General features: G+C 65.3%; 15 protein-coding genes. 7 read left to right on the top strand and 8 right to left on the bottom strand.

The features are described from left to right. The first annotated feature begins 258 nt into the window (after positions 1-258). Positions 259-4497 carry a TonB-dependent receptor domain-containing protein gene (locus tag CVO77_RS18140; protein ID WP_106000269.1) on the top strand — a complete coding sequence of 1413 codons (4239 nt, stop codon included), beginning with the start codon at positions 259-261 and terminating at the stop codon, positions 4495-4497. An 83-nt stretch (positions 4498-4580) separates the two neighbouring features. Here the strand turns inward: CVO77_RS18140 and CVO77_RS18145 are convergent, their stop codons facing one another. Continuing rightward, entirely contained in the window at positions 4581-5192 is a 612-nt protein-coding gene (locus tag CVO77_RS18145; protein ID WP_106000938.1) for a TetR/AcrR family transcriptional regulator, read from the bottom strand. A gap of 434 nt (positions 5193-5626) precedes the next feature. Between CVO77_RS18145 and CVO77_RS18150 the strand changes: the two genes are divergently transcribed. Further along, complete coding sequence (locus tag CVO77_RS18150; protein ID WP_106000270.1) at positions 5627-6322, top strand: tetratricopeptide repeat protein; 696 nt, start codon at positions 5627-5629, stop codon at positions 6320-6322. A gap of 33 nt (positions 6323-6355) precedes the next feature. Here the strand turns inward: CVO77_RS18150 and CVO77_RS18155 are convergent, their stop codons facing one another. Then, complete coding sequence (locus CVO77_RS18155) at positions 6356-6787, bottom strand: GlcG/HbpS family heme-binding protein (protein WP_106000271.1); 432 nt, start codon at positions 6785-6787, stop codon at positions 6356-6358. 221 nt (positions 6788-7008) lie between these two features. On the opposite strand from CVO77_RS18155, the gene CVO77_RS18160 reads away from it, so the two are divergent. The 4 genes from CVO77_RS18160 to CVO77_RS18175 are packed head-to-tail and all read left to right on the top strand — an operon-like array spanning position 7009 to position 12460. Next, positions 7009-9234 (top strand): TonB-dependent receptor, encoded by a 2226-nt coding sequence (locus tag CVO77_RS18160; RefSeq protein WP_106000272.1) that lies wholly within the window; start codon positions 7009-7011, stop codon positions 9232-9234. 2 nt (positions 9235-9236) lie between these two features. Then, positions 9237-10454, top strand: a complete 1218-nt coding sequence (locus CVO77_RS18165; RefSeq protein ID WP_242446008.1) for a cytochrome P450 — start codon at positions 9237-9239, stop codon at positions 10452-10454. After that, the gene (locus CVO77_RS18170) at positions 10451-11335 is read left to right on the top strand and encodes a helix-turn-helix domain-containing protein (RefSeq protein WP_106000273.1); all 885 of its coding nucleotides are present in this window, start codon (positions 10451-10453) and stop codon (positions 11333-11335) included. Before CVO77_RS18165 ends, CVO77_RS18170 begins: the two co-directional genes overlap by 4 nt. Positions 11336-11347: 12 nt before the next feature. Further along, positions 11348-12460 carry an NAD(P)-dependent alcohol dehydrogenase gene (locus tag CVO77_RS18175; RefSeq protein WP_106000940.1) on the top strand — a complete coding sequence of 371 codons (1113 nt, stop codon included), beginning with the start codon at positions 11348-11350 and terminating at the stop codon, positions 12458-12460. A 26-nt stretch (positions 12461-12486) separates the two neighbouring features. Here CVO77_RS18175 and CVO77_RS18180 read toward each other — a convergent pair whose 3' ends face one another. From CVO77_RS18180 to CVO77_RS18205, 6 genes are all read right to left on the bottom strand, one after another. Then, positions 12487-13338 carry an HTD2 family dehydratase gene (locus tag CVO77_RS18180; RefSeq protein WP_106000274.1) on the bottom strand — a complete coding sequence of 284 codons (852 nt, stop codon included), beginning with the start codon at positions 13336-13338 and terminating at the stop codon, positions 12487-12489. Continuing rightward, positions 13338-14933 carry an acyl-CoA dehydrogenase family protein gene (locus CVO77_RS18185; RefSeq protein WP_106000275.1) on the bottom strand — a complete coding sequence of 532 codons (1596 nt, stop codon included), beginning with the start codon at positions 14931-14933 and terminating at the stop codon, positions 13338-13340. Before CVO77_RS18185 ends, CVO77_RS18180 begins: the two co-directional genes overlap by 1 nt. 143 nt (positions 14934-15076) lie before the next feature. Further along, positions 15077-16306 (bottom strand): acetyl-CoA C-acetyltransferase, encoded by a 1230-nt coding sequence (locus CVO77_RS18190; protein ID WP_106000276.1) that lies wholly within the window; start codon positions 16304-16306, stop codon positions 15077-15079. 163 nt (positions 16307-16469) lie between these two features. Further along, complete coding sequence (locus CVO77_RS18195) at positions 16470-17666, bottom strand: CoA transferase (protein WP_106000277.1); 1197 nt, start codon at positions 17664-17666, stop codon at positions 16470-16472. 114 nt (positions 17667-17780) lie between these two features. Then, on the bottom strand, positions 17781-18950 hold the full coding sequence (locus tag CVO77_RS18200) for an acyl-CoA dehydrogenase family protein (protein WP_106000278.1): 1170 nt from the start codon (positions 18948-18950) through the stop codon (positions 17781-17783). Positions 18951-18960: 10 nt separating this feature from the next. Continuing rightward, positions 18961-19878 carry an SDR family NAD(P)-dependent oxidoreductase gene (locus tag CVO77_RS18205; RefSeq protein ID WP_106000279.1) on the bottom strand — a complete coding sequence of 306 codons (918 nt, stop codon included), beginning with the start codon at positions 19876-19878 and terminating at the stop codon, positions 18961-18963. Positions 19879-19984: 106 nt separating this feature from the next. Between CVO77_RS18205 and CVO77_RS18210 the strand changes: the two genes are divergently transcribed. Beyond that, positions 19985-20722, top strand: coding sequence for a helix-turn-helix domain-containing protein (locus CVO77_RS18210; protein ID WP_106000280.1), 738 nt, complete (start codon positions 19985-19987; stop codon positions 20720-20722). Positions 20723-20791 lie beyond the last annotated feature (69 nt).

Genomic DNA, 20791 nt, shown 5'->3' on the forward strand with positions numbered 1-20791 from the left:
GCCTTCCATCCAGATCGAAATTAACTGACTGAAATAATGCGGTATTTTAAGGTTTCACCGTGTTGCGGTTCAGATAGAGGAGAAGATATGCCGCGAGCGCGACAGATTCTCGCCATGACCGATCGGCTGAATTTTGCGCAGTGCGGGGCTTGGTTCGGCCTCGCAATATTTTGATATTGACATCAAAGTAAATTTACGAAATTTATGACTCGATAAAAGAAGGCGGGCCAGATTCCGCTACCACAGGGGAGGATTGCTATGGGGTCGACAAGCGTCTTGCGTGTTAGCGCAGCTGTAAGCCTGATCGCGGTTTCGGTGTGTCTGGCGATGCCAGCGGCGGCGCAGGATGCCGCGCGACAGAAGTCGGTGGCGGACAATCAGCGCGACGGGAGCAATGATATCGTCGTGACCGCGCGCAAGCGCGCCGAATCGATCCAGGACGTGCCCGCCGCCGTCACCGCGGTGACGATGGAGGAACTGACGACGCGGCAGGTGACGGGCGGGCCCGACCTGATGACGCAGGTTCCCAACATGACCTTCACCAAGACCAATTTCTCGGGCTATTCGATCCAGATTCGCGGCATCGGGACACAGGCGATTTCGGTGACGACCGACCCCGCGGTCGGGGTCGCGCTCAACAATACCCCCTTCATCCGCAACCGCTTTTTCGAGCAGGAATTCTTCGACCTCGAACGTGTCGAAATCCTGCGCGGGCCGCAGGGCACGCTCTATGGCCGCAATGCGACCGCCGGTGTCGTCAACCTGGTGACCGCGAAGCCGAAGTTCGAGCCGAGCGCGAAGCTGTCGGTCGATGTCGGCAGCTATAACCAGATCCGCACCGAAGGGATGATCAACATTCCGATCGTCGATGAGAAGGTCGCGCTCCGCCTCGCCGGCGCATGGACGATGCGCGACGGCTATGTCCACAACAGCATCACCGACAAGCAGACCGACGGCCGCGACCTCTGGTCGACGCGCGCCAGTCTGCTGTTCCGGCCGACCGACAATTTCGAGGCCAATTTCGTCTGGGAACATTTCAACGAGAAGGACGACCGCCTGCGTTCGGGGAAACAATTGTGCAAAACCGATGAAGTGACAGAGGTTGCCGGGTTTCCAGTGACGCATTTGCAGACACTACCCGAAGCGGGACAGCGATCGCTATTCGCTGGCGCCCAGGCGACTTTCAGCCAGGGATGCCTGCCGTCGAGCTTCTATTCGGACGAAAGCTACCAGACGCCGAACGGCGTATCGCTGCCCTATTATCTGCCACTGGGCGCGATCAACCTGCCGGTGGCGCTGCAGGACCCATACGTCAGCCGTACCCAGTCGCGCAGCCTGCGCGAAATCGAATCGACGGTCGAGCCCAACTATCGCGCCCGGTCGAACATTTTCGAACTGCAACTTGGCTGGGATGTCGCGGACAATCTGCGGCTGTCGTCGGAAACCGCCTATTCCACCGACAGCATTTTTTCGACGCAGGATTTCAATCGCTTCAATACGGCGCCGGGGGCGTTCAGATATGACGATACCCTCGCGCGATCGGGCGTCCTCCAACTGGGGCCGACCGAAGTGCCCGAACCCTATCTTCCCGGTCAGTTCATGAAGACGGGTATTTTCTGCGATCCGCAGATCGGCTGCACCGACCGGCTCGTCGGCATGGATTTGTCGACGGCCAAATCGACGCAGTTCGCGCAGGAGTTCCGCCTGACGTCCAACAACGATGGGCCGCTCAATTTCAATATCGGCGCCAATTTCCTGAAATATGATACCAAGGAAAAATTCTACGTCTTCTTCAACTCGCTCGGCCTGATCTCGGCGACGGGCGGGCTTCGCGATGATTATCTCGATTTGCCGCCTTATCAGGCCGGTGTCAGCGACAACCGCGAGTGTCTGATCAACGGGCTGCAGCCGCCGACGTTCGATCGCGCCTATGAGGTGTCGGGCTGCGTTTATATGGATCCCAATTCGGTCGATAATCTCAACGGGCAGGGACATAATTACTTCCTCAGCGACAATCCCTATGGGCTAACTTCCTGGTCCGCCTTCGGTGAGGCCTATTACGAGCTGGCCGACGATCTGAAGCTGACGGTCGGCGGACGGTTGACGGTCGACCGAAAGAAGGCGCCGCGCATCCCCAGTTGGGTGCTGGGGGCGGACGCTGCCGGCTATCCGGTCGAAAAGACGATACGGCAACAATGGATCAAGCCCACGGGTAAGATCAGCATCGACTGGAAGCCCGTACTTTCCTTTACCGACAGCACCCTCATCTATGGGTCGATATCGCGAGGCTATAAGGCGGGCGGCGCCAATCCGCCCTCGACCGGCGCGGTCGCCTACGCACTGAGCGCAGGCGGGGCGAACGACGTGGCAAAGGCCATCATCCGGCGATCGGCGACGCGTCCCGAAACGTTCGATCCAGAATATGTCAATGCGTTCGAAATCGGCATCAAGAATGAATTGTTCGATCGCACGCTGACGATCAACGCTGCCGCCTTCTTCTATGATTATAGCGGGTACCAGATTTCGCAGGTCGTCGATCGGTCGGCGGTCAACCTGAATTTCGATACGCTGGTATGGGGCGCCGAACTCGAAACGCTGTGGAGTCCGACGCGCAATTTTCAGCTCGGGCTGAAACTCGGCTACCAGGACAGCAAGCTTAAAAAGGGATCGCGAGCGATCGATCTGATGGATCGCACTGCAGGCAATCCCGACTGGGTGGTCGTGCGACCCTTCCCGTCCTATCCGTCAAATTGCATCCTTCCTGTCGCATTGTTTCAGGGTGTAACTCCGGCCGCATGGGCCAACGCCATAACGCCGGAAGGAACCCCGGCACTCATCAACCTGGGTGGCAAGGGCGGGGGGAACCCCGGCGGTTGCGAGCTTGCTTATCAGCTCGGACTCGATCCCGTGACGGCGCTGCCCTATGTCCCCAATCCGACGACCGGCAGTGGAGTTTCGATGCTGTCGTGGAAGCCGGGATATGCCGGCTGGGATCCTTCGACCGCGCCGAACAATGGCGAAGGCTTCTTTACCGACATATCGGGCAACGAACTGCCCAATGCGCCGCACGTTACAGTATCGGTGACCGCCGACTATACTTTGCCGCTGGGTGGCGACTGGCTGGCGACGCTGCACGGGGATTATTATTATCAGGGAAAAAGCTGGGCGCGCGTCTTCAATCGTCCCGACTATGATCGCATCCGGCCCTATTCCACGGTCAACGCCGCACTGTTGCTGCACAATGAGCCATCGGGCTGGAACATCATGGCCTATGTCAAGAATGTCTTCAACAAGACCGCGATCACCGGCGCCTTCCTGCTCAGCGACGACACCAATCTGGTCACCAACGTCTTCCTAACCGAGCCGCGCCGCTACGGCCTGCGCGTCACGAAGGAGTTTTCGGGCCTGCCCTTTGGGTTCGGGGGAGCCAATCGGGCCCACACGCCGGGCACGCCGTGGGATGTGACGCTGGAAGGCGGGGTGGAATTGCTGCGGCATGGCGGAGGCAATGCGTCCTATCGCCCGACCTTCGCCGATGCCTTTCCAACCGAACTCGATTCCTTCACCCCGATCCAGGCCAAGCGCCGGACGTCGTGGCGTGACGGCACCGACCTTGCATTGATCGTCCAGCCGAACGATAGCCCGTGGAAGCTGACCGCTCAGCTTCGCTATGGCAAGGACGGGGTGAAGCGGCGGGGTCGCGCGGAGCAAGTGAGCGAACTTCTTTGCCCGCTCAGCGACACCTGTGACCTCGATACGCGCGGCATTCGCCATACCATCTATTCGGATGTCGGGGTGGTTGAGGTGGAAAAGCATCTGATCGCGGACTTCGTCGTCAGCCACGATGTCGGACTGGGCAAAGGCGCGCGATCCTCGATCGGTCTTGGTGCGCGCTACGCCGATCTCGACTCGGATACCTCGCTCGATATCCTCGGCGTGCCCGACAATATCCAGCCCAACAACGCCTTCGCGAAAGGATTTACCACCTTCCATCGCTATCAAAGCTATGCGGAACTGGAGAGGGAGTTTCAGGGCGTCGGTCCCATCGCGAAATGGGATGGCTCAGTGGATATGTTCGGCTCCCCGGAAACGGGCACTGTCGGTTTCGACTGGGCGATCACGGCGGGGTTGCTCTTCGGCCATCAAAGGGCTCGCATTACAGCCGAGGAAACCAACTCGGAAACCCGTGATAACGCCTCCAGCGATTTCGTAGCCAATTTGTTGAGGCGTATCGCGGTCGCTTACGCGCAGCCCACGGCGCCCACGAGCATGACGAGCGAGCACGTCAGCATCGCCCGCCGCAGCAGCGCCACTGTGCCCACGCTCGGCGCCGCGGCCGGCCTGTCATACAGCATCGGGCGCGTGGGGGTGAAGGCGGGGTATCGCTGGGACCGCTATTTCAACGCTATCGACGGCGGCGGGGCGGAGGGTCCGGGGAAATATGACCGCACGATCCACGGCCCCTATATCAAGCTGAGCATCGGCTTCGGAAACTGATCCAACCGCTCTCCCACCCGCACTCCGGGAAGCGTCCACTGGGGGCGGGCCTTGCCCCGCCCCTTTTTTTCGGGGGGAGGGAGCTAAAGCGGCGCGATGACGAACATCGGCAGCAGCTTGGCCGCCAGGCTGCGCATCGCATCTTCGTCCTGGCCCAGCATGTCGCGCAGGTGCGGGCCGATCACCGCGTCGCCGAAGGCGCAGGTCGCGACCATCAGCACCGCCGAGCGGACGCGCGGGTCGGCATCCTCGTCGAGGAACTTGTCGCGAAAGGCGACGACGAGGCTATTCACCGCCTCGCGCACCGGCTCGAGGTGCGAAAAATCGCGCGACAGGGCGATCCAGGCGGCGAGTTGGCCGGCGCCGCCTTCGCCGAAGGCGTCGAACACCTGGTCGACGATCACCCGCGGTGCGGCGCCATCGGTCTTGATGCGTTCGACCGCGCCGTCGAGCGCATCGGTCAGGTCGCGGATCATCGATCCCATCAGCGCCGACTGGAGATCGGCGGCCGACCCGAAATGATAGAGGACATTGGCGTGCGACATGCCGATCGCTTCGCCGACGCTGGCGAGCGTCACCGCGGCGGGCCCGCCTTCGAGCAGGAGCTTGCGCGCGGCGATCAGCCCTTCTTCGCGCGCCTTGTCCCCCATCCACTTGCGTCGCCGAACCCGGGGTTCGGTTGGAGCTTTCGCCATTTCGGTCAATGATGGTCCCTCTATTCCCCGGTGCGTGGGACTGCGGCGCGTCGGCCCGGCGGGGTGGCGGCCGACGGCGCGATGCGGCGACTCCTGAACCGCCGCCGCGCATTCGTCAATATGACAGCATGTGCGGGGCCGTGCCGAACCCGCGAAGAGGGAGTGAGTCAGATCGGGGCCGAGCCGGGCGTCGCGGCGTGCGGAAGGCGCCGCGTGAGCCACAGCCGCATGCCCCCGCCCACCATCGGCGCGATTCCATCATTTTGACATCAACTTATATCATGGGCAGATATTTTTATACGATCACCCTCCAATTTGACCGAAATCTGTTGAAATACAGCCTGTCGTCGGAGGGGCTTCAATTTATAATTGACATCAATGTTAAATTTTGACAATCGAATCTCGAACAGGGCAACCGACGGGAGTTTCGACGCATGCACAAATCGATCGCTTTTCTGACGATGGTTTCGATCGCTCTGGCGGGCCCGGCCGCGTCCGCCGCCGCCCCGGCCAGCAGCGCGCGGGCGACACTGGTCACAGCGGCCTTCCAGACCGCCGACAAGAGCCGGGCGCTGGGGCTCGTCAACAAGGCGATCGGGTCGCTGGCGGCGACGCTGGCAAGCGATCCGGGTAATCGCGACGCCCAATTGCAGCAGGGCATCGCGCTCGGCTATCGCGGAAAGCTGACGCGGTCGGTCGGCGATGCCAGGCGCGGACGCGATATTCTGAACAGTTTCGCGGCGCGCCATCCCAATGACCCGGAAGCACAGATCGCGCTTGGCGGTTGGCACCTGACGGTGATCGCCGATGTCGGCACGTTGATCGGCGGTTCTGCGCTCGGTGCGAGCAAGAGCAAGGGGCTGGCGGCGCTGAACAAGGCGGTGAACCTCGGCGGCAACCGGGCGTTCTTCCCCGCCTATGCCGGGCTGGCGCGCGTCGCGTTCGACGCGAAGGACGCTCCCGCGGCAAAGCTGCTGCTCGACAAGGCAGTGCGCGCGTCGACGCCTACCGAAGTCGACCGGATCACGCAGGCGGCGGCAAAGCGCGTCGTCGCGCTGATCCGCGCCGGCGACAACAAGGGCGCCTCCCGCCTCGCCGAGCAATTGCTGCCGTTCGGCCGGATATCCTGACGCGGCCGACGGCAGGGCGAGGGGCCTGCCGCGTTAGCCGGCGGCCAGGCCGATCGCGGCAAGCGCTTTGGTCGCGACGTCCATGTCCTGGCTATAATGCCCACCACTGATGCCGATGCCGCCGATCATCGCTTTGCCTTCGCGGATCGGATAGCCGCCGCCGAAGGTGACGAGGCGGTCGGTGTGGACGATGCCGTGGAGTAGTGGCGGGTCGTCCTTGATGAATTCGTGCCACGCATGCGTCGCCATGCCGAAACCGGCGGCGGTATAGGCTTTGTTGATCGCAATATCGCTGCTGAGCAGCGGCGCGCCGTCCATGCGCAGGAAGTGGAGCAGATTGCCCGCGGCGCAGGTAATCGCGATGCACATCGGCACTCCGATCTCGGCGGCTGCGGCTGCGGCGGCGTCGGTCAGTTGGCGGGCGCAGGCAGCGGAGATGGTGTTGATCGAGCGGCTATGGGCCATGCGGAAACTCCTTAGTAAGCTAATTACTCACGCGGCCCCCTTGCCAGCTTCGCCTGCCTTGCGCCAGCCCCATCGCAGGGGAGTCCGGCGCCGAGATTCTCGCCCTTTCGCGCGCAAGAAATGTCAAATCTCGTTGCAAGCGAGGCTAAAGCCACGCGGGGGACGCCGCTCTACTCTTTATCCCGATGAGGTTCGCAGAAACCTCGATCGGGAGAGATGATATGGCAAGTCTGGCCTTTTCGCGCGCGCTGCTGGTTGCGCTCGCAGTTTCGACATCGACCGCCGCGCTGGCGCAGGAAACCGGCAACGCGCCCGCGGAGAGCGGCGCCGCCGACGGCGATATCGTCGTCACCGCGCAGCGCCGCGAACAATCGCTGCTCGACGTGCCGCTCGCGGTCACCGCGCTTGGCGGCGACACGCTCGCCGAACGCGGCATCACCAATTCGGCGCAGCTCGGCGACGCCGTCCCCAATCTTCAGATCAACAGCCCCTATGGCGACACGCAGCCCAATTTCTCGCTGCGCGGCATCGGGGTCGCGAACGAATATAACAGCAATCAGGCGTCGCCCGTCGGGGTCTATCTCGACGACGTCTATCTCGCGCCGCGCACCAGCCATGGGATGGGGCTGTTCGACCTCGACCGGATCGAGGTGCTGCGCGGGCCACAGGGCACCTTGTTCGGCCGCAACACCACCGGCGGCGCGATCAACTTCATCACCAAGAAACCGGGCCTGTCGGGCACCGATGGCTATATCCAGCTCGGCTATGCGAATTTCGACACGATCACCGCGCAGGGCGCGGCCGAGGCGACACTGGCCGAGGATGTCGCGGGGCTTCGCCTCGCGGTCAATTACGCCAAGGGCGATGGGCAGATCAAAAATGTCTTTCCCGGCGGCCGCGATGCGGCGTCGGTCGACAGTTTGCAAGGCCGCGCGTCGCTGCGCGTCAAGCCGACCGAGACGCTCGACATCGTGCTGCGCGCCTATGGCGGGCGCGATCGCGGGACGCAGGCGGCGGTCCACGGCCTCGGCGCCTTTCGCACCGGGCTCGGCTTCTTCGAGACCAACGAGAATCGCATCGGCGAGAATCGCACCGACGCGTGGGGCTTTTCGGCCAATATCGCGCTCGAACTGTCGGATCGGCTCAGCCTGACCTCGATCACCAGCTATGACGGCGGCAAGCAGGATTTGCAGCAGGCGGCCGACGGATCGCCGCTCGACCTGCTCGATATCAACTGGCGCTCGAAATATCGCCAGTTCAGCCAGGAATTGCGCGCCAATTATGAGGGCGACGGCGTCACGTTCGTCGGCGGGCTCTTCTATGGCTGGGACCGCAATATCACCGACAACCGGTTCAACCTGCCGTTGCCCCCGGCGGGCGGCTTCTTCCAGCATTACCGGCAAGTGCGTAAAAGCTATGCGATCTTCGGCCAGGCCGACATCGACCTTGCCGACCGGCTCGTGCTGACGATCGGAGCGCGCTACACCAAAGACAAGTCGCGTTACGACGACGCTTTCGCCTATCTGTTTGTCGGCGGGGTCGACGATCCCGATACGCCGATCGCGACGACCGTGCCGTGCGCGGGGGTGGCGGGCACCTGCCCCTATGATCCGGCCGCGCGCTTCGCGCTCGCCGATACCAACAATGCGCTGACCGGGCGCGTCGCGCTCAGCTATAGCTTCGACGACGGCCCGCTGGTCTATGCCAGCTACAACCGCGGCTATCGCGCCGGCGCGGTCAACGGCGGCGGCTACACCTCGTCGGCGGGGATCGGCTATATCGAGCCCGAGCGGGTCAACGCCTATGAGGCCGGGATCAAGGGCCGCGCGGGCGGGCGCCTGCTCACCTATGCCGCCTCGGCCTTTTATTACGACTATTCGAACCAGCAGCTTCAGGACACGCGCGCCGGGCCCGTCTCCTTCCTCGTCAATGCGCCGTCGTCGGAGGTTTACGGCCTCGAGGTCGAAACGACGCTGCGACCCACCGACGGTTTCCGCGTCAACGCTTCGCTCGGTTGGCTGCACTCGAAATATAAGGAGCTGACGCTACAGGGGGCCGATCTGTCGGGCAACCAGCTTCCCTTCGCGCCCAAGCTCACCGCGCAGCTCGGGTTCGAGTGGGACATGATCGACGTCGCGGGCGGCACGCTGACCTTTGCGCCAAACATGGCCTATTCGAGCCGCCAATATTATTCGCCGTTCAACACCATCGACGCGCCCGGCACGCCGCAGGTGAACAGCGAGTTGCAGCAAGGCGCGAACGCCAAGGTGAACGCATCGCTGAGCTGGTCGACCGATGCGCTGACGGTGCGGTTGTTCGCCAACAACCTTTTCGACCGCAAGACCCATGGCTATGGCCTCGACCTTCGCGGCGCGGGCTTTCCGTTCAACTTCCTCGTCCCCGCCGCGCCGCGCACCTATGGCGTCAGCCTGCGCTACGGCTTCTGATCGTGGCGGCGGTCGATCTCAAGGATCCCGATCTCTATGTCGGCGGCATGCCCTATGCCGAGCTTGCGGCCCTGCGCGCCGCGGGCTCGGTCCATTGGAACCCCGAGGAGGATGGCGCGGGATTCTGGGCGGTGCTGGGGTTCGGCGACATCATCACCGTGTCGCGCCAGGCCGACCTCTTTTCCTCGGCGCACGAGAATGGCGGGCACCGCATCTTCAACGAGAATGAGGTCGGGCTGACCGGCGCGGGCGAGGCGGCGATCGGCATTCCCTTCATCTCGCGCGACCCGCCGACCCACACGCAATATCGCCGCTTCATCATGCCCGCGCTGTCGCCGGGGCGGCTGGAGGGGATCGAGGCGCGGATCGCCGACCGGGTCGAGCGGCTGTTCGCCGACGTGCCGCTGGGCGAGACGGTCGACATCTTGCCGCTGCTGACCGTCCCGCTGCCGCTGCTCACCCTCGCCGAACTGCTCGGTGTCCCGGCCGAGACGTGGCGCGACCTCCACCGCTGGACCGACGCTTTCGTCGGCGAGGACGATCCCGATTTTCGCCAGTCACCGGAGGCCATGGCAGCGGTGATGGGGGAGTTCGTCGCCTTTGCTTCCGCGCTGTTCGCGGAACGCCGCGCCAACCCAGGTCCCGATATCGCATCCTTGCTCGCGAACACGGAAATCCAGGGGGAACCCGTTCCGCTCGGCGATTTCATCGGCAATCTGATCCTGGCGCTCGTCGGCGGCAACGAGACGACGCGCAATTCGATCAACCACAGCCTGATCGCCTTTGCGGCCAACCCCGACCAATGGGACAGGGTGCGCGCCGACCCCGGCCTGTTGCCAGGTGCGGTCAAGGAAATGGTCCGCCATGCGAGTCCGGTGATCCACATGCGCCGCACCGCCACCCGCGATACCGAACTGGGCGGACAGGCGATCTGCGAGGGCGACAAGGTCGTCGTCTTCTACCCCGCTGGCAACCGCGACCCGGCGATGTTCGCCGATCCCGACGCCTTCGACGTCACCCGCCCGATCCGCCAGCATCTCGCCTTTGGCGCGGGCACCCACGTCTGTGTCGGCTCGCGGCTGGCCGAGATGCAATTGCGGCTGGCGTTTGCGTGGATGGCGCGGCATGTTCGGCGTTTCGAGATTATCGGAGAGCCGAGCCGCGTGCGGTCGAATTTCATCAACGGCTTCAAGCGGCTCGATGTCAGGCTGGTGACGTGAAACAGGACGGCGTCTGGGACAACAAGAATATCATCTGCGACGTCCTGGGCCGCGCGCCCGATGTCGAGATGGGGTCGTTCGGCGACGGCTGGTCGCTCTGCCGGTGGCGCCAGTTCGTCGGCACCTACACCTTGCCCGCGCTGCCGCAGCCGATCTTCACCGTCCATGTCGCGGGCAAGCCGCAGGTCAAGACCTGGGACCGCGACGGCTGGACCGAGACGAGTTCAATCCCCGGCTGCGCGACGATCGTCCCCGCGGGGATGCCGACCGGTTGGCTCGTCGATGGCGAGCTTGACGTCGTGACTCTGTCGATGTCGTCGGACGTCCTGGCCGGGCAACCGCATGCCGAACAGTTCAACAAGATGCGCTTTGCCTTCGCCGACCCGCTCGGCGTCGCGCTGACGCGCCAGATCCTGTCCGAGCTTTACGCGCCGCAGGCGGAGGAGCGCACCGCCTATGTCTCGGCGATGGTCAATGCGTTGAAGGCGCATATCCTGTCGGGACCGCCCGCGCATGGCAATCCCACCGAAATCCCGGTGTCGGATTTCTCGGCCTATCGGCTCCACAAGATCATGAACGCGGTGCTCGCCAATCCGGCGGAAGAGCATAGCCTTGACGCGATGGCTGCGGTCGCGGGGGTCACGCCATCGCATTTCTGTCGCCTGTTCAAGAAGGCAACCGGCATCTCGCCGCACCAATATGTGATGAAGGCGCGGCTCGACCGCGCGCAGCAGATGCTCGTCCAGACCGACCTCAGCCTTGCGGCGCTGTCCGAGGTGACGGGCTTTACCAGCCAGAGCCATTTCAGCCGCGCTTTCAGGAGCTGGTTCGGCATGGCGCCGAGCGATTATCGCCAGCAGGAACGGCGCGGGCTACACTGAATGGAGAATGGGATGACCGACGCGACGGCGGCCGTGGTGCGAGAGCCCGGCGGCGATTTCACGATCGAGACGATTGCGGTCGAGGCGCCGCGCGCGGGCGAGGTGCGGGTGCGGATCGCGGGGGTCGGCCTGTGCCACACCGACCTGATCTTTCGCGACCAGTTCGCGCCCTTCGCGCTGCCCGGCGTGCTCGGCCATGAAGGCGCCGGGGTGATCGAGGCGGTGGGCGAGGGGGTCGAGGGCCTGAGCGTCGGCGACGCGGTGGTCGTCGGCTTTTCGAGCTGCGGCGCCTGCCCGCGCTGCGACGAGCATCTGCCGAGCTATTGCCAGAGCTTCGTGCCGCTCAACTATGCCGGGATGCGGCTCGACGATGGCTCGACGGCCTATGCCAGCGACGGTGCGCGCGTCACCTCGCACTTCTTTGGCCAATCCTCCTTTTCCGCGCTCACCGTCACGCGCGCGCGCAATGTCGTGAAGGTCGATACGTCGAACGTCGCGCTCGAACTGCTCGGGCCACTGGGCTGCGGGTTCCAGACCGGCGCGGGCGGGGTGATGAACTCGCTCGCCTGCCCCGCGGGGTCGAGCATCGCGATCTTCGGCGGCGGTCCGGTCGGGCTCGCGGCGGTGATGGGGGCGGTCATTCAGGGCTGTGCGGCGATCATCCTCGTCGAGCCGATCGCCGCGCGGCGCGCCATCGCGACGACGCTCGGCGCCACGCACGTCATCGATCCGGGCGAAGCGGGCGACCTGGCCGAAGCGCTGCGCGCGATCGTCCCGGCGGGGCTCGACTTCGCGTTCGACACCAGCGGGGTCGTGCCCGTCATCGAGGCGGGGCTTGCCGCGCTCGGCAGCCATGGCGCGATCGGGCTCGTCGGGGTGCCGGCCAAGGCCGACGCCGCGATCAGCGTCAATATCGCCGCGCTGATGACCCCCGGCCACCGCATCATCGGGATTATCGAGGGCGACAGCGATCCACAGAGCTTCATCCCCGAACTGATCGCGCATCATGCCGCGGGGCGCTTTCCCTTCGACACGCTGATCCAGACTTTTCCGCTCGACCAGATCAACGAGGCGGTCGCCGCGCAGGCGCGTGGGGAGTGCATCAAGGTCGTGCTGATACCCTGAGGAAAGCGGACAGGATTTCGATCCGGTCAGATCGCGGCGCTTGCCGCCATCACCTGCCGTCCGTCGGCGGCGAAGGCGGCGAGTTCGATGTTGGCGAAAGTGCCGCGTAGCGCCAGATGGAGCTCCTCGCCGCAGATGGCGGGTGATGTTCCTCTAAAGTCGAATTTTTTCAATTGGTTGTCGCCGAAATGTCGGGCCGCGAGGTCGAGCAGCAGCGTGGCGGTGAGCGGGCCGTGGACGACGAGGCCGCGATAGCCCTCCTGCCCGCGTGCATAGGGCAGATCATAATGGATTCGGTGGCTGTTGAAGGTCAGCGCCGAATAACGGAACAGCAGCGGCTCCGACGGAACGAGCATGTGATGCGCATCCCATGCCGACGGGTCGAAGTTGCCGTCACCCGGCGGTGGCGGGGCAGGCGGCGCGCCCGCGGGGGCCGCCTCGCGAAACACGATCGTCTGTTTTTCGCGGATTGCCAGCGCGCCATCGCCACGGGTTTCATGGGCAACTTCGGCGAAGACAAGCGTGCCGCTGCCACCCTGTTTTTCGGTGATCGCGGCGACGCGCGAGCTGCGCTCCACCGACTGGCCGGGGCGCAGCGGCGCGAAAAACTCGACCTTACTCGCCGCCCACATGCGGCGGGGGAGCGGGATCGGCGGCAGGAAGCTGTTCGCGCTGTCGTCGCGCAGCGGATGGCCGTCGGCGCCCAGGGTCGCGGTCGGCGCATCGGGAAGGCCGAGGCACCAGTGCCAGCCCTGCGGGACGCTGCCGTCGGCGGGCGCGGCGCGGTCGATCGTCGCGAGCCAGCGCGTCACCGCGGCCGGATCGATATGGTCGCGGCGCCTATCCTCGCGGCCGATCCACGCTTGCCAGTCGCTCATCAATTTCGTCCTCCGGTCAGCCCGCGCGCGATCACCTGCGCCTGAATCTCCGCCGCCCCCTCGAAGATGTTGAGGATGCGGGCGTCGCACAGCACGCGGCTGATCTCATATTCGAGCGCATAGCCGTTGCCGCCGTGGATTTGCAGCGCGGCGTCGGCGTTCGACCAGGCGGCGCGCGCGCCGAGCAGTTTCGCCATTCCCGCCTCGATATCGCAGCGCTTGCCGCTGTCCTTGGCGCGCGCCGCGGCGTAGCTGAGTTCGCGCGCGGTGACGAAATCGACGAGGCTCATCGCGAGCTTGTCGGCGACGCGCGGGAAGTGGACGATCGCCTTGCCGAATTGTTTGCGGGCGAGGGCATAATCGAGCCCGAGTTCGAGCGCGCGGCGCGCGACGCCGACCGCGCGCGCGGCGGTCTGGATGCGCGCGCCCTCGAAAGTGCGCATGAGCTGTTTGAAGCCCTGGCCTTCCTCGCCGCCGAGCAGCGCGTCGGCGGGCGCCGTCATGCCGTCGAATTGCAGCGCATATTCGCGCATGCCGCGATAGCCGAGCACCGCGATTTCGCTGCCGCTCATGCCCTTGGCCGGGAAAGGATCGGCCTCCGTGCCGCGTGGTTTGGGGACGAGCAGCATCGACAGGCCGGCATAGCCTTTCGCATCGGGGACGGTGCGTGCGAGCAGGGTCATCAGGTCGGAACGGCTGGCGTGGGTGATCCAGTTTTTCGCGCCGTCGATCACCCAATGATCGCCGTCGCGCCGGGCCTTGGTTTGCAGCGAGCCGAGGTCGGAGCCGGTGTCGGGTTCGGTGAACACGGCGGTGGGCAGGATTTCGCCGCTGGCGATCTTTGGCAGCCATTCGGCCTTTTGCGCGTCGGTGCCGCCCATCGCGATCAGCTCGCCCGCGATCTCCGACCGGGTGCCGAGCGATCCCGCGCCGATCCAGCCGCGCGACAATTCCTCGGTGACGAGGCACATGACGAGCTTGTCGAGGCCGAGGCCGCCAAATTCCTCTGCTATGCAAACGCCGAAGGTGCCGAGGTCGGCCATCGCCTGCACCGTGGCATCGGGGATCAGATCGTTGGCGAGGTGCCAGCCATGCGCGTGGGGGACGATCGCGGCGTCGGTGAAGCGGCGATATTGGTCGCGGATCGCGTCGAGGTCGGCGTCGTGGAGCGTCTCGCTCGGCCAATGCGCCTCGGCGAGCGCGGCGGCGACAGCGGCGCGGGTGGCGGCATGATCGGCGCCCAGCAGGCCGGGGCAGGCGTCGGCGAGCGTTCGCGCGGCGGCGGTGAGGCCGAGGTCGGCGGGGCGGAAGATTTCATTCTGCCCCATCGGCAGGCCGCCGGTGAGCTGGCCGATGGCTTCGGCGAAGGCGAGGGTGGTGATCTTCGCGTCGAGGGGGTTCGAGTCCTGGCCGGACTCGCACCATGCGAGGGTCGCTTCCAGCGCGGCGACGGTCGTTGCGACCCATGCGAAACCATGCGCCGCGCGTTGTTCGCGGTCGATTGGGTTTGCGGTCAGTCGTTCGGCGAGCGCCGCCTGCGCGGCGGTGCGATAGGCCTGTGCGGCGGTCAGGGCTTTCTTCAGATTTGCACGCATTATCAACAATCCGTTCGCCTTGAGCTTGTCGAAGGGCCGTTCTTCTTTTCGGAGGTCGCGAGGAAGGACGGTGCTTCGACAAGCTCAGCACAAACGGCTTTTTGTCGAGATGGTGGTTTCATCCTCATCGATCCTGTGGCCCTTCAAGCCGCGCGTTCGAAAATCGCGGCGATGCCCTGACCGCCGCCGATGCACATGGTTTCAAGGCCATAGCGGCCGTTCCTGCGAACCAGTTCGCGCGTCAGATTGGCGAGGATACGCCCGCCGGTCGCGCCGATCGGGTGGCCGAGCGAGATGCCCGAGCCGTTGACGTTCAATATCTCGTTGCGGCTGTCGTCGTCGGACCAGCCCCAGCCTTTGAGCACCGCGAGCACCTGCGGCGCGAAGGCTTCGTTGAGTTCGACGAGGTCGATGTCGTCCCACCCGAGACCGCTGCGCGCGAACAGCCGTTCGACCGCGGGGACGGGGCCGATGCCCATGCGGCTGGGGTCGCAGCCCGCCGCCGCTGAGCTGTGATACCAGGCGATGGGCGTGAGGCCGAGTTCGTCGAGCTTGTCCTCGGCGACGACGAGGCAGGCGGCGGCGGCGTCATTCTGCTGGCTCGCATTGCCCGCGGTGACGACGGCGCCCGGAATAGTCTTGGCTTCCAGCGCGCGCAGCTTGCCGAGCGTTTCCAGCGTGGCGTCGGCGCGATAGCCCTCGTCATGGGCGAAGACGACCGGGTCGCCCTTCTTCTGCGCCACGCTGACCGGCACCAGTTCGTCGTCGAACAGCCCCTTCGCCCAGGCGGCGGCCGCGCGCTGATGGCTGCGCACCGCATAGGCGTCGCACGCCTCGCGGCTGATATTATAATCCTTCGCCAGATTCTCGGCGGTTTCGATCATCCCGGTGATGATTCCGAAGCGCTCGACCGGCTGCGACATGACGCGGCCGCGCGTCAGGCGGTCGTGGAGCGTCAGATTGCCCGCGCGCACGCCCTTGCGGATGTCGGTGCTGTAATGTTCGACGTTCGACATCGATTCGACGCCGCCCGCGACGACGACATCGGACATGCCGGTCTGGACCATCATCGCGGCGTTGACGATTGCCTGCAGCCCCGAGCCGCAGCGGCGGTCGAGCTGATAGCCCGGCACCTCGAGCGGCAGACCGGCGGCGAGCCACGACCAGTGGCCGATGCACGGCGCCTCGCCATTGCCATAGCCCTGGCTGAAGACGACGTCATCGACGCGCGCGGGGTCGATCTTCGTCCGTTCGATCAGCGCCTTCAGGATGACGGCGCCGAGATCGCCCGCGGTGATCGAGGACAGCGAACCGCCGAACTTGCCGACGGCGGTGCGGATGGGGGCGACGATGGCGGCGCGGCGCAGGGTCATGTCATTCTCCAACTTATCGATTCAAAATATGATTTGCGTTCCCCCGCGAAGGCGGGGGTCCATCATCCGAAGTTCGAAGTCTCCGCCAACGGCTGTGGAGAGACGAGAGTGCAGGTGATGGGCCCCCGCCTTCGCGGGGGAACACGGAGAGAGGGAGGGAAGCTCAGCCGACACCGACGATACCGGCGTCGATCAGCCGGGCGATCTCGCCCGAGGGGAGCGAGAGGCGCGAAGCCAGCACTTCCTCGCTATGCTCACCGTTGCGCGGGGCGGGGCGGGGCGGCTGGCGGGTCGCCTGCGGGATCGTCGCGAAGGCGCCCGCGGCGGGGTAGGCGAAGCCGCTGGGGTTGTTTGCGCTTCCGAAGATCGGGTTGTTCGCCACCAGCGCCGGGTCGTTCGCGGCGTCGAGCATCGTGCGATAGGGCGAATGGACGATCCCGCCCGCGTCGAAGGCGGCGGCGAGGTCGCTGTGGTCGCGCGCGGCGATCGCGCGCTCGAACAATGGATAGAGCGCGTCGCGGTGGGTGAAGCGCAGACCGTCGTCCTTCGCGAAGGAGACGCCGCGTGCCGTCTCGACCGCCGCGACCGCATCGCCGAGGTTCAGCGCGGCGACGAGGTTCGCCCATTGGCGCGGGGTGACGACGACGATCATCGTCCGCCGGCCGTCGCGGGTGGTGAAGTCGCGCCCGAACAGGCCGTAGACGGCGTTGCCGAGCCGCCGCCGGTTCTCGCCGGTGTAAAGCACTTCGGCGAGGCCGCCCATATTGGCGACGGTGCCGATCGCGACGTCGGACAGCGGAATGCGCACTTCGCCGCCTTCGCCGGTCGCGGCGCGGCGCTGGATCGCGGCGAGCAGCGCGAAGGCGGCATAGGCGCCGGTGAGCAGATCCCACGCGGGCAGGACATGATTGACCGGCTCCGGCCCCGCGCCGGTGAGCATCGGATAGCCGACGCTGTTGTTCACCGTATAGTCGAGCGCGGGCGAGCCGTCGGCCCAGCCCATCACGCGCACGGTGACGAGGTCGGGGCGGTCCTCGGCCAGCAATTCGTGCGAGAGGAAGCCGCCCGCCGGGAAATTGGTGACGAACTGGCCGGTGGCGCGGACCAGCGCCTGCAGCAATTCGCGTCCTTCGGGGCGGGCGAGGTCGAGCGCGACCGATTTCTTCGCGCGGTTGAGATTTTCCCAATAGAGCGAGTTGTTTTTGGCCGTCACCGGCCAGCGGCGGAAATCGGGGCCGCCGCCGACCTGGTCGACGCGGATCACCTCGGCCCCGAATTGCGCGAGATAGAGCCCGGCGGTCGGGGAGGCGACGAAGGACGACGCCTCGATGACGGGGAGGTTGGTGAGAAGGTTATACATGATCTGCTCCCGTCATCCCGGCGAAGGCCGGGATTTCGCCGGTGCGGCGGAACGCGAGGGCGAGACCCCGGCCTTCGCCGGGATGACGATCGTTGGAGAAGCGGTTCTTCACCCTCAATTCGCCGCCGCGAATTCGCGCAGCATATGCTTGGCGATCTGGAGCTGGAGGATCTGCGTCGTGCCTTCGTAGATGCGATAGATGCGTGCGTCGCGAAAGAAGCGTTCGGCGTCATATTCGGCGAGATAGCCCGCGCCGCCATAGACCTGGACGCAGGCGTCGACGACGCGGCCGCACATTTCGGAGGCGAAGACCTTGAACGCCGCCGCCTTGCGCAGGACATTCTCGCCCGCGTCGGCGCGGGCCGTGACGTCGGCCATCATACATTCGGCGGCGTAGATATCGATTTCGCTTTGCGCGAGCATCTGCTGGATGAGCTGGAAATTGGCGATCGGCTCGCCGAACGCCTTGCGCTCGGTCGCGTAGCGCACCGCGCTGTCGAGCGCGCGGCGGGCATAGGCGGTCGCGGCGGCGCCGACCGACATGCGGCCGTTGTCGAGGCTCATCATCGCGAAGGCGAAGCCCTTGCCAAGCTCGCCGCCGAGCAAAGCCTCGCCGCCGACGCGGACGTCGTCGAGGACGATGTCGGCGATGTGGCTTCCCGACTGGCCCATCTTCTTGTCCGACTTGCCGATCGACACGCCGGGCGCGTCCATCGGCACGATGAAGGCCGAGACATGGGCGTTCTTGGGGAGATTTTCCTTGCTCGTCCGCGCCATGATCAGCCCGACCTTGGCGAAGGGCGAATTGGTGATGTAGCGCTTGGTGCCGTTCAAGATCCAGCCATTGTCGGTCTGGGTCGCCGTGGTCTGAAGCCCCGCCGAATCCGATCCCGATCCCGGCTCGGTGAGGCCGAAAGCGGCGATCGCACCCGCCGCGACGCGCGGCAGCCACTCGGCCTTCTGCGCTTCGGTCCCGCCATTTTTGAGCGCCGAGGCGAACATGCCGATGTTGATCGAGATGATCGAGCGGAAGGCCGGCATCGCATAGCTGATCGTGTGGATCGTCCTGACATATTGGCGGACGTTCATGCCCGCGCCGCCATATTCCTCGGGGATGGTCAGGCCGAAGAGACCCATGCCCTGCATCTCGGCGAGGATGTCGTCGGGGATGCGGTCGGTTTCGATGATCTCCTTTTCGGCGGGGAGAAGACGGTCGCGGACATAGCGCTGCAATTGCTCGATGAACTGGTCGAAAACGTCCGCGTCCATGCCGGGATTGCTCATGGGGGGCTCCTCAGATCGGGTCGTAGGGGAAGACGTGCGCCGACACTTCGTCGGCGCGCGCGAAGGCGGGGCGGAAGGCGGGGATCAGCTCGTCGGCGATCGCTTCGGCGGTCCAGCCATCGAGCCTGGTCATCGAGCGCACCGGGCGCGGTTTCGAGAAGAGCAGGATTTCGTTCCGGCGCACGCTGAAGATCTGGTTGGTGACGTCTTTCGACAGGTCGGAGGCGAGATAGGCGACGAGCGGCGCGATCTTGTCGGCCGACATGTCCTGGAGGCGCTTGACGCGCTCCTGCTGTTCGGGGGTCTCGGCGGGGATCGACGAGGTCATCCGGCTCCACGCAAAAGGCGCGATGCAGTTCGAGCGGACCCCGGCGCGCGCCATGTCGAGCGCGATCGACTGCGACAGCGCGACGACGCCGAGCTTGGCCGCCGAATAATTGGCCTGGCCGATATTGCCGATCAGGCCGCTGGTCGAGGTGAAGTGGATGAAGCTGCCCGACTGCTGCTCGCGAAAATAAGGCGTCGCGGCCTTCGAGACGTTGAAGACGCCGGTCAGATTGACCTCGATGACGCTCTTCCAGTCCTCATAGCTCATCTTGTGCCAGATGGTGTCGCGCAGGATGCCCGCGTTGTTGACGACCGCGTCGATGCGGCCGAATTGCGCGACCGCATCCTCGACGATGCTCGCGGCTTCCCTGGGATCGGCGACATTGCCGAAATTGGCGGCGGCCCTGCCGCCCGCAGCGATGATGTCGGCGGCGGTGGTCTCGGCCGGAGCGGCATCGCCGCCGTCGCCCGCCTGCGCGACGCCGGGGTCGTTGACGATCACCGCCGCGCCCTGGGCCGCGCAATGCAGCGCCAGTTCGCGGCCGATGCCGCGTCCGGCGCCGGTGATGGCGACGACCTTTCCGTCAAGGCATAAGCTCATGGCCGCTCTCCCGTTCGATTCGTGTCGATAGCGCGATAAGCGCCGTCCTGCATTATTTCAACATTAAGAATTGATTTTTCACCCTGTTGAAAATATCTCCAGTGCCATGACCGGTCCGGTACGCTCCGTTTCGCAAGCCTTCGCCATCCTCCGCCTGCTCGCGGAAACGGAGGCGCTGACGCTGTCGGATATCGGCCGCGTCGTCGACCTCAGCCCGTCGAGTTGCCTCAACCTGCTGAAAACGCTGGTCGCCGAAGGCGCGGTCGAACGCGATGCGCGGACGAAATATTATCGGCTGGCGTCGGCGTGGCAGGCGGCGGATGCGCTGCGCGACACCGGCGCCGCGCGGCTGGCCGACCGCGCGCGGCCGCTGATGGCGCGCTTTGCTCAGAGCGCCGAAGCCGCGGTCGGTCTGTGGAAGATCGTATCGCGCGATCGCATGCAGCTTGCCGCGCGCGCCGAAAGCGACGCGGGGATGCGGCTCAGCCTTGCCGACGGCCAGCGCCAGCCGCTCGGCAGCGGCGCGGCGGGCCGGGCGATCGCCGCCGTGCAGGGCGCGAGCGAAGCCGAACTGGCGCGGCGCCATGCCCCGGTGCGCTGGCAGGCCGAACTGCCGTTCGACGCCTATGCGCGGCAGGTTGCGGCGGCGGCGGCGCAGGGCTTTGCGATCGACCGGGGCTATGCCCATCGCGGCGTCTGCACCGTTGCCGCGGGAATCGCCGACATCGCCCCCGGTTTCTGTCTGTCGGCGTCGTTCGTCGCCGGATCGCGCAGCGATGCCGAAGTCGAGGCGCTGGGCGCGGCGCTTGTGGCGCTGCGCGACGAGGTGATACTGTCCGCCTGATAGCCAATGTTTGTTGTGCCGCCAGCCGCGGCATGCCAGAGGCGCAGCCGAAAAACGAGTGCGCCGTAA

The sequence above is a fragment of the Sphingopyxis lindanitolerans genome, from assembly GCF_002993885.1.
GTDB classification, from domain to species: domain Bacteria; phylum Pseudomonadota; class Alphaproteobacteria; order Sphingomonadales; family Sphingomonadaceae; genus Sphingopyxis; species Sphingopyxis lindanitolerans.

What these genes read in the sequence shown, in the direction of transcription:
- CVO77_RS18140 (WP_106000269.1), top strand. Translation starts at nt 259, where the DNA reads ATGGGGTCGACAAGCGTCTTGCGTGTTAGCGCAGCTGTAAGCCTGATC.
- CVO77_RS18145 (WP_106000938.1), bottom strand. Translation starts at nt 5,192, where the DNA reads ATGGCGAAAGCTCCAACCGAACCCCGGGTTCGGCGACGCAAGTGGATG.
- CVO77_RS18150 (WP_106000270.1), top strand. Translation starts at nt 5,627, where the DNA reads ATGCACAAATCGATCGCTTTTCTGACGATGGTTTCGATCGCTCTGGCG.
- CVO77_RS18155 (WP_106000271.1), bottom strand. Translation starts at nt 6,787, where the DNA reads ATGGCCCATAGCCGCTCGATCAACACCATCTCCGCTGCCTGCGCCCGC.
- CVO77_RS18160 (WP_106000272.1), top strand. Translation starts at nt 7,009, where the DNA reads ATGGCAAGTCTGGCCTTTTCGCGCGCGCTGCTGGTTGCGCTCGCAGTT.
- CVO77_RS18175 (WP_106000940.1), top strand. Translation starts at nt 11,348, where the DNA reads ATGACCGACGCGACGGCGGCCGTGGTGCGAGAGCCCGGCGGCGATTTC.
- CVO77_RS18180 (WP_106000274.1), bottom strand. Translation starts at nt 13,338, where the DNA reads ATGAGCGACTGGCAAGCGTGGATCGGCCGCGAGGATAGGCGCCGCGAC.
- CVO77_RS18185 (WP_106000275.1), bottom strand. Translation starts at nt 14,933, where the DNA reads ATGCGTGCAAATCTGAAGAAAGCCCTGACCGCCGCACAGGCCTATCGC.
- CVO77_RS18190 (WP_106000276.1), bottom strand. Translation starts at nt 16,306, where the DNA reads ATGACCCTGCGCCGCGCCGCCATCGTCGCCCCCATCCGCACCGCCGTC.
- CVO77_RS18195 (WP_106000277.1), bottom strand. Translation starts at nt 17,666, where the DNA reads ATGTATAACCTTCTCACCAACCTCCCCGTCATCGAGGCGTCGTCCTTC.
- CVO77_RS18200 (WP_106000278.1), bottom strand. Translation starts at nt 18,950, where the DNA reads ATGAGCAATCCCGGCATGGACGCGGACGTTTTCGACCAGTTCATCGAG.
- CVO77_RS18205 (WP_106000279.1), bottom strand. Translation starts at nt 19,878, where the DNA reads ATGAGCTTATGCCTTGACGGAAAGGTCGTCGCCATCACCGGCGCCGGA.
- CVO77_RS18210 (WP_106000280.1), top strand. Translation starts at nt 19,985, where the DNA reads ATGACCGGTCCGGTACGCTCCGTTTCGCAAGCCTTCGCCATCCTCCGC.